Below are 1,185 nucleotides of genomic sequence, written 5' to 3' on the forward strand. Positions count from 1 at the left end.
ACCATGGCAAAGCAAAAGTTTGAACGCAATAAACCGCATGTGAACATCGGGACGATTGGTCACGTTGACCACGGCAAAACCACGCTGACCGCTGCGATCACCAAGTATTTCGGCGAATTCCGCGCCTATGACCAGATCGACGGCGCGCCCGAAGAAAAAGCCCGCGGCATCACCATTTCGACCGCGCATGTCGAATATGAAACCGAAGCGCGCCACTATGCGCATGTCGATTGCCCCGGCCACGCCGATTATGTGAAAAACATGATCACAGGTGCGGCACAGATGGACGGTGCCATTCTGGTTGTGAACGCAGCCGACGGCCCCATGCCCCAGACGCGCGAGCACATCCTGCTGGGCCGTCAGGTCGGCATTCCGTTCATGGTTGTCTACATGAACAAGGTCGATCAGGTCGATGACGAGGAACTGCTGGAACTGGTGGAAATGGAAATCCGCGAGCTGCTGACCTCTTACGACTACCCCGGCGATGATATTCCTATCGTCAAAGGCTCGGCTCTGGCCGCGATGGAAGGCCGTGATCCTGAAATCGGCGAGAACTCGATCAAAGCGCTGATGGAAGCCGTTGACAGCTACATCCCGACACCAGAGCGCGCTGTGGACCAGCCGTTCCTGATGCCGATCGAAGATGTGTTCTCGATCTCGGGTCGCGGCACTGTTGTGACCGGCCGTGTGGAACGTGGCGTGATCAATGTGGGCGATTCGATCGAAATCGTCGGCATCCGCGACACAAAGACCACCACCTGCACAGGCGTGGAAATGTTCCGCAAACTGCTGGATCGCGGTGAAGCTGGCGACAATATCGGTGCATTGCTGCGGGGTATTGGCCGTGAAGATGTGGAGCGTGGTCAGGTTCTGTGCAAGCCGAAATCGGTTCAGCCCCACACCAAGTTCGAAGCCGAAGCCTATATCCTGACCAAGGAAGAAGGCGGGCGTCACACACCTTTCTTTGCCAACTACCGCCCACAGTTCTACTTCCGCACAACAGATGTGACCGGCACAGTAGAACTGCCCGCAGGCACAGAAATGGTAATGCCCGGCGACAACCTGAAATTCACGGTTGAGCTGATCGCCCCCATCGCCATGGAAGAGAAGCTGCGCTTCGCGATCCGCGAAGGTGGCCGCACTGTCGGCGCTGGTGTTGTGTCGAAAATCATCGAGTAATCAAGC

The 1,185-nt window shown here is 56.9% G+C and carries 1 protein-coding gene; it reads left to right on the forward strand.

Annotation, left to right across the window (positions count from 1 at the left end; all coding sequences use genetic code 11):
* Positions 1–3 precede the first annotated feature (3 nt).
* The gene (gene tuf / locus BG455_RS12215) at positions 4–1,179 is read left to right on the forward strand and encodes an elongation factor Tu (RefSeq protein ID WP_071470290.1); all 1,176 of its coding nucleotides are present in this window, start codon (positions 4–6) and stop codon (positions 1,177–1,179) included.
* The last annotated feature ends 6 nt before the right edge of the window (positions 1,180–1,185 follow it).

The sequence above is a fragment of the Roseinatronobacter thiooxidans genome, from assembly GCF_001870675.1.
GTDB classification, from domain to species: Bacteria; Pseudomonadota; Alphaproteobacteria; order Rhodobacterales; family Rhodobacteraceae; genus Roseinatronobacter; species Roseinatronobacter thiooxidans.